This is a genomic window from Herbidospora sakaeratensis, assembly GCF_001570525.1.
GTDB classification, from domain to species: Bacteria; Actinomycetota; Actinomycetes; order Streptosporangiales; family Streptosporangiaceae; genus Herbidospora; species Herbidospora sakaeratensis.
Genome location: NZ_BBXC01000010.1, coordinates 166,670 through 180,349 on the forward strand (window position 1 = coordinate 166,670; position 13,680 = coordinate 180,349).

Genomic DNA, 13,680 nt, shown 5'->3' on the forward strand with positions numbered 1-13,680 from the left:
AAACTTTCAGCCCACCCGGCAGGAGACCGTGGGCCAGGTGCTGTTGCCGTTGCGCATGATCGTCACGCCCCAGTTGTTGCCGCTGCCGTTCGGGCGCGCGGTCAGGGTCTGGGCGTTGGGGTAGCTCGCGCTGATGTTCCACGTCGAGCTGATCTTGGCGGGTGACGGCACGTTCATCGTCACCGTCCAGTTGTTCGAGCCGGTGACCGAGACGTTCAGGTTGTAGCGGTCACTCCACGACTGGCCCGCCGAGAGGCTGGCCGTGCACGAGCCCCCGCCGCCGGTGGGCGTGGGCGTCGGCGTGGGGTTCGGGCTGGGGTTTCCGCCGGTCGGGGCCACCGCGCGGCCCGTGGAGGTGGAGATCATGCCGGCGCAGAGGTTGCGGCTCGCCAGGTTCTGGGCGATCTGCGGGATGGCGTTCACGGTGGTGGCGTAGCCGTCGTGCATGAGGATGACCTGGCCGTTCTGCAGGCGGCCGGCCGCCTGGACGATGGCCGAGGTGCTGGCGCCGTTCCAGTCCTGGGAGTCGACGTCCCACAACACCTCGGTCAGGCCGAGGCCCTGCGCGATCGAGCGCACGGTCCCGTTGGTCTCGCCGTAGGGCGGGCGGAACAGGCGCGGGGCGGTGCCGGTGGCCGACTGGATGGCGGTCTGGGTGCGCGACAGTTCCGACTGGATCGCCGAGCTGCTCATCTGGGTCAGGTGCGGATGAGTGTAGCTGTGGTTGGCGACCCACATCCCGGCGCTGGCCTGGGCGCGGACCAGCGAGGGGTTGGCGGCGGCGTTCTGCCCGGTGTTGAACATGGTGGCCCTCAGGCCGGCGTTGCGCAGGGCGTTCAGGAGGGTGTTGGTGTTCCCTCCCGGGCCGTCGTCGTACGTCAGGCCGACGTAGCCGGCGCTGCAGTCGGCGGCCTGCGCCGGGACGGAGACGAGGGCTCCGGCCAGGGCGACTGCCGCGGTGAGCACGATGGTTCTCAGACGCATCGGGAAACCTCCGGGTGGCGAGCGGTTACCGACGCATTCTGGGAACGTGTTCCGAAAATTGTCAATAAGTAACAGAAAGTTTCGGGGGTTGACGGGAGAGGGCCGTCCGGCGCACGATCATCGTGCCTTCTGGTCAGGAGGAGGCTTCCCGTTCACCGCTCCCGAGCCAGGTGTTTGCGATGCCGAAAATCCTCCTGCGGGCCGCGTCAGTGCTGTTGCTGGCCCCGCTCCTCACTCCGACCGCCGCCCATGCCGACCCGCCCGCCCCCGTTCCGGTGACCGTCAACGCCCGGGCCGGGCTCGCCGTCGTGCCCGACACCGGAATCGGCGCCAACCACGCCATCTGGGACACCACGTTGGGCGCCAACGAGACCGCCGACCTGCTGAAGGACGCCGGAGTGCAGCTCGTGCGCTACCCCGGCGGGTCCTACTCGGACATCTACCACTGGGAGACCCACACCGCCCCCGGCGGCTACGTCGCCCCCAACACCGACTTCGACACGTTCATGGCGGGAGCACGGCGTACCGGCGCGGTGCCGATGATCACCGCCAACTACGGCACCGGCACGGCCGAGGAGGCCGCCGGCTGGGTCGAGTACGCCAACGTCACCAAGGGCTACGGCGTCAAGTACTGGGAGATCGGCAACGAGAACTACGGCAACGGCCGCTACGGCACGCCGTGGGAGGCCGACAACCGCGAGGACAAGAGCCCGGCCGAGTACGCCCGCCAGGTGGTCGCCTACGCCGACGCGATGAAGGCCGTCGACCCGACCATCAAGATCGGCGCCGTGCTGACCACGCCGGGCGAGTGGCCCGACGCCATCACGGCCTCCGGCGACGCCGGGCCGTGGAACCAGGTCGTTCTCACCAACGCCGCCACGAAGATCGACTTCGTCATCCTGCACTGGTACCCGGGCGCGACCAACCGGACCGACCGCATCGCCGACATGGTCCAGCTCGCCAAGGAGCAGGTCGCCAAATACACCGGCCGCTCCGACATCGGCATCGCGATGACCGAGTTCAACACCGGCAGCAGCGCCAACGGCGCGACCACCCAGCCGGGCGCGGTCGCCGCCGCCGACTCCTACGCCCAGCTGCTCGCGGGCGGGGTGTTCTCGGTCGACTGGTGGAACGTCCACAACGGCATCGGCGCGATCAGCCAGGTCGCCGGCCACACCGACTACGGCGACTTCGGCCTGCTGTCGAGCGCCGGCTGCACCAGCGACGGCACGGTCTGCGAACCGGCGTTCAACACCCCCTTCGCGCCCTACTTCGCGCTGCAGATGATGAGCAGGTTCGTGCGCCCCGGCGACCAGTTCGTGAAGGCCACGACCGGCAACCCGTCGGTGGTCGCGCACGCCGCCCGCCGCCCCAACGGCGACCTGGCGGTGCTGCTGCTGAACACCTCGCACGACACCACCCACACGGTCAGCCTCGGCTACCAGGGCTTCACCCCGTCGGCCGCCGCCCCCACCGGCTGGTCGCACACCAACGGCGCGACCGCGTTGTCCACCACGCCCTCGACCACCCTCGCGCCGCTGTCGATGACGACGTTCGTGGTCAAGACCGCGTCGAACCCGGCGGGCCTCCCCGGCCGCCCCGGCCAGCCCGTCGTCTCCGCCGTCACGGGCACCACCGCCACGGTGACGTGGCCCGCCGCCACCGCAGGCGCACGCCCGATCAGCAAGTACGAACTCCACAACCAGGCCGGCGGCCAGCTCGGCGAGACCCCCGGCACCACCCTGACCCTCAACAACCTGATCCCGAACACCCGCTACGTCGTCAACGTGATCACCCGTGACGCCGGCGGCGGCACCTCCCGCCCGTCGGTCCCGCTGGTCTTCACCACGGGGAACCCGGCACCGGGCGGCTGCAAGGTGACCGTCACCGACGCCTCGAACTGGGGCAACGGCTACGTCGGCTCCCTCGACGTCACCAACCTCGGCGACCCGATCGACGGCTGGACCTTGACGTTCACCTGGCCCCGCGCCTGGCAGAGCCTCGGCAGCGGCTGGAACGGGACCTGGACCCAGACGGGCCAGACGGTGACGGTGACCAACGCCGACTTCAACAAGACCGTGGCGACCGACGCGACGTTCAACATCGGGTACGTCGGCAACTACTCCGGCCCCAACGTCTACCCGACCGGCTTCAAGCTGAACGGCCGCGTCTGCGGCTAACCGCTGATGTGCCGGGCCGCCCGGTATCCGAAGACCACGGCCGGGCCGATGGTCGAACCGGGTCCCGGGTAGGTCCGGCCCATCACCGACGCGGTGGTGTTGCCGGCCGCGTACAGGCCCTCGATGACCGACCCGTCGTCGCGCAGCACCCGGGCGTCGGCGTCGGTCAGCAGGCCGCCCTTGGTGCCGAGGTCCCCCGGGACCAGCCGCAACGCCCGGAACGGGCCCTTCTCGACCGGGCCCAGGTTGGGGTTGGGCTTGACCCGGGGGTCGCCGTAGTAGTTGTCGTAGACCGTGCGGCCCCGGCCGAAGTCCTTGTCGACGCCGTCGCGGGCGAAGCCGTTGAAGCGCTCGACGGTCGCGGCCAGCCTCTCCGGCGGTACGCCGATCTTCCAGGCCAGGGCGTCGAGGGTGTCGGCCTCGACGAGTTCGCCGTTCCGCAGGAAGGCCTTCTTGCGGCCCAGGATGGCGGTCGACAGGTAGCGCCGCGCCTGACGGACGTCGGAGACCAGCCAGCAGGGCCCGGGGTTGGCCAGCATGGCGTGCCCGAAGTCGATGTACGACACCGACTCGTTCACGAACCGCTCCCCGTCGCCGTTGACGACCAGCGAGAACGGGAACGACCGCTCCGACAACACGAACCCGTTCCCGCCGCCGGGGTTGACTGTTCCGGCGCCCCACCAGGCGTCGTCCATCAGCTCCAGCCGGGCGCCGAGCCGCGCGCCGAGGTCGATCGCCTGGCCGAGGTCGCCCTCCGGGGCGGCGGAGTAGCCCGGTATGCCGTGGTGCCGCTGCCGCCACTCGGTGTGGTGGGCGAAGCCGCCGGCGGCCAGGACCACCCCTCGGGAGGCTCTGATCTCCTTCTCGCCCACCCGGGCGCCCACGACTCTGCCGTTCTCGACCAGGAGGTCGTCGACCGGGGACGACAACCACACCGGCGTGCCCTGCCTCAGCACGATGTGCATCAGCGAGCAGGCCAGCGCGCCGCCCATGCCGACGAGCCGCTTCCCGGTCGCGATGCCGCCGAGGGTGCGGAACACGAACCGGGCTCCCCGCACGAACCCGCGCGGCGTCGACCAGGCCCGGGTCAGCAACCAGACGTCGTTCGTCATCACGGGGGCGGGCAGGCCGTCGCGGGCGCGGGAGGTGGCGTACCAGGGACCGAGCTTCCTGCTGTCGAACGGCGCGACCTCGATGGCGCGGCCGGTCTTCCCGCCGGGCCGGTCGGGATAGTAGTCGGGGTAGTCGGGCGAGCGCCGCCACCGCACGCCGAGCCGGCCCAGCAGGCGCACCGCGTCGGGCCCGCTGTCGAGGAAGGCGGCCCGCCGCTCGGGCGAGGAGGCGGGCCCGGCGTCGCCGATGGCCTCCTGCAGGTATTCGAGGGCCTCCGCGCGGGAGTCCCGCACGCCGTCGCGCACCATCAGCGGGTTCACCGGCATCCACAGGCCGCCGCCGGAGATGGACGTGGTCCCGCCCCACTTGCCGGTGCTCTCCACGACCAGCACCTTGAGCCCGGCCTCGGCGGCGGTGATCGCGGCGGTCAGCCCCGCCGCGCCCGACCCCGCGACCAGGACGTCCACCTGGATGTCGCCCCTGGTCATGCCGCCGCCCACCCTCCGTCGACCGGCACCAGCGCGCCGTTGACGAACGCGGCCTCGTCGGAGGCCAGGAACACCGCCACGTCGGCCATGTTCTCCGGCTGCGCCATCAGCTCCCCGAGCGCGATGACCGGCCCCAGGCGACCGGCCCCCGTGGCGTCGAAGGCCCCGGCCGACCCGGCGATCCCGGTCATGGTCGGCCCCGGCAGGATCGCGTTGCAGCGGATGCCCTGCTTGGCGTAGGCCCAGGCGACGTTCCTGGTGAGCCCGATGACCCCGTGCTTCGAGGCCGTGTACGCCACTCCCGCCGCCCCACCCCTGATCCCCGCCTCCGAGGCGGTGTTGACGATCGCGCCCTTGCCCTGGCGCAGCATGTGGGGGAGCACGGCGTGGGTGACCAGGAAGGTGCCGGTCAGGTTGACGCCGAGCACCCGGTGCCACATCTCGACCGACATGTCGGCCGGAAGGGCCATGTTGTCCATGATCCCGGCGTTGTTGCAGAGCACGTCGATCCGCTGGTGCGCGCCGACGACGGTCTCGACCAGCGCCGCGACCGAACTCTCGTCGGAGATGTCGGCGGCGACCGCGAGCCCGTCCACGGCCTGCGCGGTCTCCTCGGCGGCGTCCTTGTTGACGTCGCAGGCGACCACGGAGGCCCCGGCCGCCGCGAACCTGTGGGCCATGGCGCGGCCGATGCCTGACCCGGCGCCGGTGATGAGAGCAACCCTGGACATGACGTGCCTTTCGGAGGGGGAACCGGACAACCTTGTCCGGTTGTTAACGTACTCCCATGGCTCACGCGCGTCGAGGGGAGAACCGCGGCCCCGGAGCGGCGGCCGAGAACCGGGCGGCGCTGATCGCGGCGGCCCGCGAGGTGTTCGCCGCCGACGGCTACCGCGCCCCGCTGGCCTCCATCACCAAGGCGGCCCGCGTCGGCCAGGGCAGCCTCTACCGGCACTTCCCCGACCGGGTGTCCCTGGCCCTGGCGGTCTTCGCCGACAACATGACCGAACTGGAGGCCCTCGCCGCCCGTCCGGGGGTGACCCTCGACGAGGTCCTCGCCCTGATCACCCGGCACACCATCGCCTCGACGGCCTTCGTCGACATGGTCGCCGACGCGGACGTCGACGAACGGGCGGTGGCCATCCGCGACCGCGTGACGGAGCTGCTCGAAGCGCCGCTGGCCCGCGCGCAGGCCGACGGCCTGGTCCGGGCCGAGGTCGGGGCGGGCGACCTGATGCTCGCGATCGAGATGCTGGCCGGCGCGTTGCGGCACACCCCCGCGGACGACCGGGTGCGGGCGGCCGACCGGGCCTGGCGGCTGATGCGCGACGGGTTCGCCACCACCTGACGCCGGCCGTATCCGTCATCCGATGGAATGTCCGCCGATGATCCACGACTCGATGAGACGTCTGCTGGTAGTGCTGGCCCTGATGGCGACCGCGGGGAGCTCGGTCGAATGGAGGGCCGTCTTCCTGGTGCAGAACCGGGACCACACGGTCCGGGTCTACGACACCGGCGGCGACGCCGTCACCGGTGTCATCAGGTTGCCGGGGGTCAGCAGGGTGCTGCGCGTCGCCGCCGCCGACGACGGCTTCCACGTGGTGGCCGAGGCGGTGGAGTGGGGGCCGGACACCTACTTCCGATTACGGCCACCCGGGTACGAACCCGAACCGACCGGCATTCTGGCCGCACACGGTCTGGCGATCACCCGTGACGGGACCAGGGCCGCCTACGTGACCGGCACCCCCGAAGACGCGACCCTCGTCGTCCGCGATCTGCGAACGGGGCGCGAGACGACCGCGAAGTCCGAACCCGTCTACCGGATGACCTGGACCCCCGACGGGGCACGGCTGCTCCTGTCGACCCATCCGATCTGCGACGACACGAGCGACTGCCTGTCGCCGGAGACGCTCCGCTTCCACGGCGCCGACCGGCCCGTGAAGACGTTCAGGACCGTCACCGCCGCGCCCGTGGTCGCCGGCGACCGGATCCTCGTGCCCAAGCGGGGCGGCATCATCGAGCACTACTCACCCGGCGGCAGGCTCCTGCGCCGCGTGCGCACACCGGGCGAGATCGTTCAGATCTCCGTCAGGGGCGACCGGCTGCTGGTCGTCGTGAACGACGGCGAGACCCGCCTGGTCACCGGCCCGCTGACCGGTGGCGAGTGGCATGACCTGCCGTGGGACGCCGCGACCATGGAGACCGCCGCCTGGTGATCAGAGCTCCCTCGCCGGGGTCGAGCCGCGGAGGATGATCTCCGTCGACAGGATGACCTTGCGGGGGGCCGGGCCGCCGCTGATCATGGCGAACAACATCTGGGCCGCCGTCCGGCCGATCTCGTCGAGGGGCATGCGGACCGTGGTCAGCGTCGGCGTGGTGCGGGCGGCGAAGGAGCGGTCGTCGAAGCCCGTCACCGCCACGTCGTCGGGAACGCGCAGGCCCAGGCTGTGGGCGGCGTCCATGACCCCGGCGGCGATCGTGTCGGAGCCGCAGACCACACCCGTCGGTCTCGACGGGCCGCTCAGGATCTTGAGCGCTTCCGCGGTGGCGGCGTCGGTGTCGAACGGCACGCGGACCTCCCGCGCCGAGGTCACGGCGTCGCCCGCCGCCTTGACGCACTTCCAGAAGCCCGCCGAACGGAGCTTGCACGCCGACACGTGGGCCGGGCCGTTGAGCAGCACGAGTTCACGGCGGCCCGTGTCGAGCATCAGCCGGGTCAGGTCGTGGGCGGCCGAATCGTGGTCGGAGTCGACCCAGCCGACGCCCTCGCGGTTGGTGCGGTGGCCGATCAGCACGGTCGGGGCGCCGATGCCGGTGAGCTCCTTGATCAGGGGGTCTCTCGGGCCGGCGGCCGGGAGGACCACTCCGTCGACCCGCCGCCGGACGACCGTGTCGACCACGTGGGCGGCCTTCTCGGCCGACTGGGTGAGCAGCAGGATGTCGTAGCCGGCCCGTTCGGCGGCGTCGCCCAGGGCGCCGAGCAACGCCGGATAGATCGGGTGCATGACGACCTCGGAGGCGTGCAGCGGGAAGACCACGGCGAGGGTCTGGCTGCGGCCGGTCGAGAGCATGCGGGCGGTCGGGTCGACCTGGAACCGGTGCTCTTCGATGATCTGCTGGATGCGCAGCCGGGTCTCCTGGCCGACCCCGGCCTGACCGTTCATCGTGCGGGAGACGGTTCCGGCGGAGACGCCCGCCAGAGCCGCTATGTCCCTGATTGTCAGCTTTCCTTCCTTTTTGACGTTGATCATCCCCTTGTCAGAAACGTGGACGTAACCTCTTGTGCTCCCCCTCGGCAAGGTTCACTATACAACGCAACCGGTTGCGTAAACCGGTTGCGTAACCCGAGGAAGGATCCTGCCTTGACTGATCTGGGGATCGGCATCGTCGGACTGCACAACCACTACCACGCGTATCCGTTCGCGGACTATCTGAAGCGAGGCGTCGACGGGCTCCGTCTGGTCGGGGTGGCCGACGAGCGCGCCGACCTGGCGAAGGAGTTCGCCGCCCAGTACTGCGACGGCGACTGGACGACCGACTACGAGCAGCTCATCCGCCGTGACGACGTCGACGCCGTGATCGTCACGTCGTACACGTCGGCGCACGCCGACCACGTGGAACTCGCGGCCGCGGCGGGCAAGCACGTGCTGCTCGACAAGCCCATCGCCACCACCATGGCCGACGCCCGGCGGATCGTCGCCGCGAGCGGACAGGTCAAGGTGATGATGGCCTACCTGCTGCGGTATCTGCCGGCCTACCGGAAGGTGCTCGACCAGGTCCGGCAGGGGGCGGTCGGCGACCTGGTGTCGGGCTTCTACTCGATCCGGTTCCCGGTCGGCGCGATCACCGACAGCCCGAACACCGACACCCAGGGCTGGTACGCCGACCCGGTGCGCGGCGGTGGCGGCGGCTTCCTCGACCACGGCGTGCACTTCACCGACTTCTTCCGCTGGTTCTTCGGCCAGGACGCCGTCTCGGTCACCGCGCACATCGGCTCGCTCACCTACCAGGACCTGGGCGTCGAGGACTACGGCATCGCGACGTACACGATGGACGGCGGCGCGATCGTGACGGTGGAGAGCACCTGGCACGCGCCCGACTACTTCGGCCCCCTGTCGAGCCCCGACCACGCCTCGCTGAGCGGCACCCGGGGCGAGATCGAACTCCACTACCAGAAGAGCCCGCAGGTCGAGGTGCAGGGCGTCGACGACCCGTGGAAGGGCCGGCACTACTTCGACCTGGTCGGCGAGGAACGCTACGAGGCCTGCTACCGCGACCTGCTGATCGCCTTCCGCGACTGGGTGAACGGCGCAGACCTCGACGGCGTGCCCACGGCCGAGGACGGGCTGAAGGCCCTGGAAATGATCATCGGCGCCTACGAGTCCCACGAGACCGGACGCCGCGTCTCCCTGCCGCTCGGAGAGGACGCCAAGTGATGATCACCACGCCCGCGACCACCGCCGGAGGTGCTCGATGACCGTCAACGTCGCCCTCGTCGGTGCGGGGCGGATCGCCCGGGTCCACGCCAACGCCTACCAGGGCGTTTCGGGCGGCCGGCTGGTCGCCTGCACCGATCCCGTCGAGGCCGCCGCGCAGAGCCTCGCGAAGGACTTCGACCTCGACGTCGCCCCGAGCATGGAGGCGATCCTCGGAAACCCCGACATCGACGCCGTGCTGATCGCCTCGCCGAACGCGCTGCACCCCGACCAGACCCTCGCCGCCCTCAGGGCGGGCAAGCACGTCTTCTGCCAGAAGCCCATCGCCCTCACCCTGGAAGAGGCCGATCGGGTGGTCGCCGAGGCCGCCACGATCGACCGGATCCTCCAGTACGGCTTCATGCTGCGCTTCACGCCGCCGATGCCGCAGCTCAGGCAGCGCGTCACCGGCGGCGAGCTGGGCACCGTGATCGCCTCGCGGGCGGCAGTGTTCGGCTGGGAGCCCACCGGCGACTGGTTCTACGACCCGGCCCAGGGCGGCGGGGTCATCCTCGACACCCTCGTCCACTTCGCCGACCTGGTGCTCTGGTTGTTCGGCCCGGCCGAGAAGGTCTACACCGACGGCGGCGCCTACGTGCTCGACGGCGCGAAGCGGTTCGGCAGCCCCGACAACGCCACCGTCCAGGTGCGCCACTCGACCGGCGTGGTCACCTCCATGTACGTCACCTGGACCGCCGGCCACGGCAACTTCACCATCGAGACCTACGGCTCCACGGGCAGCGCCGCGGTCGACCTGGTCAGTTCGCAGATCACCCGCACCTTCGACCGGGACAACGGCTTCGGCTTCCCCGACCTGGTGTGGGACTACGGCTACCGGGGCGAGCAGCAGCACTTCGTCGACCGGATCGCCGGGACGTCGACCGAGGTGATCGGCGGCGGCGTCGTCGAGGCCCGCGACGCGCTGGCCCTCTGCCTGGCCGCCCAGCGTTCCCTCGACGAGGCGAGGGTGGTGACCTTCTGATGACCATTGGAGTCGTGGTGGTCGGCGCGGGGTTCTGGGCCACCCAGATGCACCTGCCGGCCCTGGCCCGGATCCCGGGCGTGCGGATCACCGGCGTGGTGGCGACCAGCCTGGCGTCGGCCGAGAAGGCCGCCGCCCCCTACGGCGCCCGCGCCTACACCGACCTCGACGAGGCGGTCCGGGACGCCGACGTCGTCGACGTCGTGGCCCCGCCGGACGTCCACCTGCCCGCGGTGAAGACCGCCGCCCGCCACGGCAGGCACGCGATCTGCATCAAGCCGCTGGCCCGCTCGCTGGCCGAGGCCGACGAGATGCTCGCGGCGGTCGAAGCGGCCGGGACCCGGCTCTTCTACGCCGAGAACGTGCCCTTCATCCCGGCCGTGCGGGAGGCGAAGAAGGCCGTCGACGCCGGGCGGATCGGCGAGGTCTTCCGGGTGAAGGCGTGCGAGGGCATCGGGAGGCCCCACTCCGACTGGTTCTTCGACCCGGTGCGCAGCGGCGGCGGGGCGATGCTCGACATGGCCGTACACAGCCTGGAATTTTGCCGATTCTTCGCGGACGCCCCGATCGCCAGTGTCTACGCGGACGCGGACACCTATGTATGGGGCGACCGGACCTCCGCAGAGGACACCGCCATCCTCACCGTTCGCTTCGGCAACGGGGTTCTCGGCCAGTGCGAGGACAGCTGGAGCCTGGCGGGCGCGATGGATTCCCGCTTTGAGGTTTTCGGCACCGAGGGTCGTATCCTCATCGACAACCTGCACAGACAGCCGTTGCAGGTCGTCGGCGCGACGGGGTGGTCGTTCCCCCTGCCGATTCCGGGGCTGCTCGCCGACGGGCACCTCGACATGCTGACCCATTTCACCGACTGCATCCGGACCGGCGAACGCTCGGTCTCCGAGGGCCTGGTCGGCCGGGACGTCCTGGCGGTCGTCGACGCGGCGACCCGCTCCCTGGCCAATGGGCGCCGGGAGAACGTACACCACCAATCTGAAGGGCAGTCGTCATGATCCGGGTCGGGATGATCAGTTGGGCCCACGTCCACGCCGAGTTCCGGGCCAAGGCGCTGAGCGAGATCCCCGGCGTCGAGGTGGTCGCGATCTCCGACGACGACCCCGCACGGGGCAGGGCGGCGGCCGAGCGGTGGAACGCCGAGTTCGTCGACGACTGGCGGGAGCTCGTCAGGAGAGACCTCGACATCGTCATGGTCCACTCGGAGAACTCCCGGCACCGCGACCAGGTGATCGCGGCGGCCGAGGCCGGCAAGCACGTCTTCTGCGAGAAGCCGGTCGCCACCAGCGTCGAGGACGCCAGAGCCATGGCCGAGGCCGTGCGGAGAGCGGGAGTGGACGGCACCGCCGCCTTCGTCAGCCGCTTCAGCAAGGAGGCCGACCGGGCCAAGAAGATCGTCGAGTCGGGTGTGCTCGGGAAGGTCCTGCTGACCCGCAGCTTCATCGGCCTGGCCGGGATCGCCGAGATCGGCTGCCCGCCCGACATGGTCGAGTGGATGAACGACCCCGCGCTCGGCGGCGGCGGCGCCTGGATCGACGAGGGATCGCACGGCGTCGACCTGCTGCGCTGGCTCGTCGGCGACCTCACCGAGGTCACCGCGATGACCGCCAACCGGAACAAGCCCGGCCTCGACGGCGAGGACATCGCGGTCGCGCTGGCCCGCTACGCCGACGGCGGCCTCGCCGAGATCGGCACGGTCTGGAGCCTGTCGGCCGACATCGGCATGCGGAACTCCCTGGAGATCTACGGGACCGAGGGCACGCTCGTCATGCGCGCCACCGACCCGTTCCCCCGGGTGGAGGTCTACCGGTCGGGCGACGACCCCCTCTACCGGGGCTGGACCACACCCCACATCGAACCCGACGTCAGCGAGCCGCACGACTACGGCTCGTGGCCGCCGCACGTGCACCACTACAAGCGGGAGGTCGCCTCCTACGTCAACCGCGTCCAGCAGGGCCTGCGGCCCTTCGGTCCCACGCTCGACGACGGCCTGGCGTGCCTGGCCGTCATCGAGGCGGGCTACGCCTCCGCCGCCTCGGGGGGCACGGCGGTGCCAGTGAAACCCCTCTAAGTAAGGAGATGCCCCGATGTCTCGACGATCCCCCCGGTGGCCGATAGCCCTCTTCACCGCACTGACCCTGACCGCCTGTGGTTCCACCGGCGGCTCGTCCGCCACCGGCGACCCGAACGCCGCGCCCGCCCAGCCCGGCGGCCCCATGGGGAAGTTCGCCGGTGCCAAGCTCGTGCTCTCGCGATGGGCGGGCGACCCCTGGACCAGCGGCCAGAAGGAGGCCGCGGCCGAATGGTCGGCCGCCACCGGCGGCACCCTCGACCTCGACGCGGTCCCCTATGAGAACCTGCACGACAAGCAGGCCCTGACCCTGTCGGGCGCCGGCGGCTACGACATCCTCTACGTCCACCCGAGCTGGTTCGGCGAGTTCGCCAAGGCGGGACACCTGGCCCCGATCGACGGCTACCTCTCCGACGCCAAACGCAACCCGAGCGGCTTCTCCGCCGACTCCTACCTGCCCAACGTCCTGGCGCAGGGGAAGTACGACGGCAAGCAGTACTGCGTGCCCGACTTCGTGTCGACGACGCTGCTGGCCTACCGGAAGGACGTCTTCGAGGCGGCCGGCATCCCCGCGCCGAAGACCCTCGACGACGTCGCCGCCGCGGCGGCCCAGCTGAACGGCAAGGACGGCATGGCCGGCATCGCCATCCCCGGCAAACGCGCCGGGGCGGTCGCCGACATCATGGGTTCCCTCCTCACGGCGCAGGACAACTGGTGGTACGGCGCCGACCAGAAGACCACCCTCGACCGCGCGAAGGCGGCCAAGGCGGTCGACTTCTACGTCAAGGCCGCCAAGGCGGCCCCCAGCGGCGTGCTCAACTTCCACGTGGACGAGGCCGCGACGGCCGCCGCCCAGGGCAAGGCCGCGATGATCATCTCGACCACCCCCTCGCTCCAGGCCCTGGAGGACCCGGCGAAGTCGGCCACCTCCGGCAAGTGGGGCTACGCGCCGATGCAGTTCACCGACGGCCACCCCGCCGGCGAGCTCATCTACTGGAACTGGTGCGTCGCGGCGAACTCGCCGCACAAGGACGCGGCCTACTCGTTCCTCCAGTGGTACACCAGTGGCGCGCAGCAGGCGAAGGTGGCGCTGGCCGCCGCCACCGCCGGCGCGACCAAGGACTTCTACACCAACGCCGACGTGCAGGCGAAGCTGCCGTTCCTGACCGCCATGAACGACGCGCTGACCACGTCGAACCCGCAGCCCAGCCTGCCCTCGTGGCCGAAGGCGCAGGACAGGATCGAGCTCGCCGTCCAGGACGCCATCCAGGGCAAACTCACGCCCGACCAGGCGGCCGACGCGATGGTCCAGGCCGTCCAGACGACGCTGGGCGGTTGACCGAGCAGCGGGCCCGGAGGTCGGCCGGGCCCGCTC

12 protein-coding genes are annotated in these 13,680 nt (G+C 70.8%); 8 read left to right on the top strand and 4 right to left on the bottom strand.

From position 1 onward, the window contains the following. Positions 1-6: 6 nt before the first annotated feature. Positions 7-984 carry a polysaccharide deacetylase family protein gene (locus tag AW271_RS13995; protein WP_062336763.1) on the bottom strand — a complete coding sequence of 326 codons (978 nt, stop codon included), beginning with the start codon at positions 982-984 and terminating at the stop codon, positions 7-9. A gap of 179 nt (positions 985-1,163) precedes the next feature. Between AW271_RS13995 and AW271_RS14000 the strand changes: the two genes are divergently transcribed. Continuing rightward, positions 1,164-3,164, top strand: coding sequence for a cellulose binding domain-containing protein (locus AW271_RS14000; protein ID WP_062336765.1), 2,001 nt, complete (start codon positions 1,164-1,166; stop codon positions 3,162-3,164). On the opposite strand, the gene AW271_RS14005 is transcribed toward AW271_RS14000, so the two are convergent. Together AW271_RS14005 and AW271_RS14010 are read right to left on the bottom strand one after the other, a co-directional pair. Beyond that, positions 3,161-4,765, bottom strand: a complete 1,605-nt coding sequence (locus AW271_RS14005; RefSeq protein ID WP_062337516.1) for an FAD-dependent oxidoreductase — start codon at positions 4,763-4,765, stop codon at positions 3,161-3,163. The two genes, AW271_RS14000 and AW271_RS14005, sit on opposite strands and share 4 nt — an antisense overlap. Continuing rightward, on the bottom strand, positions 4,762-5,496 hold the full coding sequence (locus tag AW271_RS14010; protein ID WP_062336766.1) for an SDR family NAD(P)-dependent oxidoreductase: 735 nt from the start codon (positions 5,494-5,496) through the stop codon (positions 4,762-4,764). The genes AW271_RS14005 and AW271_RS14010 overlap by 4 nt, the downstream gene beginning before the upstream one ends. Before the next feature lie 56 nt (positions 5,497-5,552). On the opposite strand from AW271_RS14010, the gene AW271_RS14015 reads away from it, so the two are divergent. Together AW271_RS14015 and AW271_RS14020 are read left to right on the top strand one after the other, a co-directional pair. Beyond that, a complete protein-coding gene (locus AW271_RS14015) occupies positions 5,553-6,113 on the top strand; it encodes a TetR family transcriptional regulator (protein ID WP_062336768.1) in 561 nt (186 codons plus the stop codon). A 52-nt stretch (positions 6,114-6,165) separates the two neighbouring features. Then, positions 6,166-6,981, top strand: coding sequence for a YncE family protein (locus AW271_RS14020; protein ID WP_157554114.1), 816 nt, complete (start codon positions 6,166-6,168; stop codon positions 6,979-6,981). On the opposite strand, the gene AW271_RS14025 is transcribed toward AW271_RS14020, so the two are convergent. After that, positions 6,982-8,016: a LacI family DNA-binding transcriptional regulator gene (locus tag AW271_RS14025; protein WP_062336772.1), complete on the bottom strand. Its 1,035-nt coding sequence runs from the start codon at positions 8,014-8,016 to the stop codon at positions 6,982-6,984. A 111-nt stretch (positions 8,017-8,127) separates the two neighbouring features. Here AW271_RS14025 and AW271_RS14030 point away from each other — a divergent pair, with 111 nt between their 5' ends. The 5 genes from AW271_RS14030 to AW271_RS14050 are packed head-to-tail and all read left to right on the top strand — an operon-like array spanning position 8,128 to position 13,644. Beyond that, positions 8,128-9,201: a Gfo/Idh/MocA family protein gene (locus tag AW271_RS14030; RefSeq protein WP_062336773.1), complete on the top strand. Its 1,074-nt coding sequence runs from the start codon at positions 8,128-8,130 to the stop codon at positions 9,199-9,201. Between the two features lie 37 nt (positions 9,202-9,238). Then, on the top strand, positions 9,239-10,222 hold the full coding sequence (locus AW271_RS14035; protein WP_062336776.1) for a Gfo/Idh/MocA family protein: 984 nt from the start codon (positions 9,239-9,241) through the stop codon (positions 10,220-10,222). Continuing rightward, positions 10,222-11,232: a Gfo/Idh/MocA family protein gene (locus AW271_RS14040; RefSeq protein ID WP_083976605.1), complete on the top strand. Its 1,011-nt coding sequence runs from the start codon at positions 10,222-10,224 to the stop codon at positions 11,230-11,232. Before AW271_RS14035 ends, AW271_RS14040 begins: the two co-directional genes overlap by 1 nt. 11 nt (positions 11,233-11,243) lie before the next feature. Beyond that, positions 11,244-12,305 carry a Gfo/Idh/MocA family protein gene (locus AW271_RS14045; RefSeq protein ID WP_169806329.1) on the top strand — a complete coding sequence of 354 codons (1,062 nt, stop codon included), beginning with the start codon at positions 11,244-11,246 and terminating at the stop codon, positions 12,303-12,305. 16 nt (positions 12,306-12,321) lie between these two features. Continuing rightward, complete coding sequence (locus AW271_RS14050) at positions 12,322-13,644, top strand: extracellular solute-binding protein (protein ID WP_062336782.1); 1,323 nt, start codon at positions 12,322-12,324, stop codon at positions 13,642-13,644. Positions 13,645-13,680: the final 36 nt, after the last annotated feature.

Bases quoted from the DNA above. Each gene is read 5' to 3' on its own strand.
- AW271_RS14025 (WP_062336772.1), bottom strand. From the start codon at position 8,016: ATGATCAACGTCAAAAAGGAAGGAAAGCTGACAATCAGGGACATAGCG.
- AW271_RS14015 (WP_062336768.1), top strand. From the start codon at position 5,553: ATGGCTCACGCGCGTCGAGGGGAGAACCGCGGCCCCGGAGCGGCGGCC.
- AW271_RS14035 (WP_062336776.1), top strand. From the start codon at position 9,239: ATGACCGTCAACGTCGCCCTCGTCGGTGCGGGGCGGATCGCCCGGGTC.
- AW271_RS14020 (WP_157554114.1), top strand. From the start codon at position 6,166: ATGAGACGTCTGCTGGTAGTGCTGGCCCTGATGGCGACCGCGGGGAGC.
- AW271_RS13995 (WP_062336763.1), bottom strand. From the start codon at position 984: ATGCGTCTGAGAACCATCGTGCTCACCGCGGCAGTCGCCCTGGCCGGA.
- AW271_RS14005 (WP_062337516.1), bottom strand. From the start codon at position 4,765: ATGACCAGGGGCGACATCCAGGTGGACGTCCTGGTCGCGGGGTCGGGC.
- AW271_RS14000 (WP_062336765.1), top strand. From the start codon at position 1,164: ATGCCGAAAATCCTCCTGCGGGCCGCGTCAGTGCTGTTGCTGGCCCCG.
- AW271_RS14040 (WP_083976605.1), top strand. From the start codon at position 10,222: ATGACCATTGGAGTCGTGGTGGTCGGCGCGGGGTTCTGGGCCACCCAG.
- AW271_RS14010 (WP_062336766.1), bottom strand. From the start codon at position 5,496: ATGTCCAGGGTTGCTCTCATCACCGGCGCCGGGTCAGGCATCGGCCGC.
- AW271_RS14050 (WP_062336782.1), top strand. From the start codon at position 12,322: ATGTCTCGACGATCCCCCCGGTGGCCGATAGCCCTCTTCACCGCACTG.
- AW271_RS14045 (WP_169806329.1), top strand. From the start codon at position 11,244: ATGATCAGTTGGGCCCACGTCCACGCCGAGTTCCGGGCCAAGGCGCTG.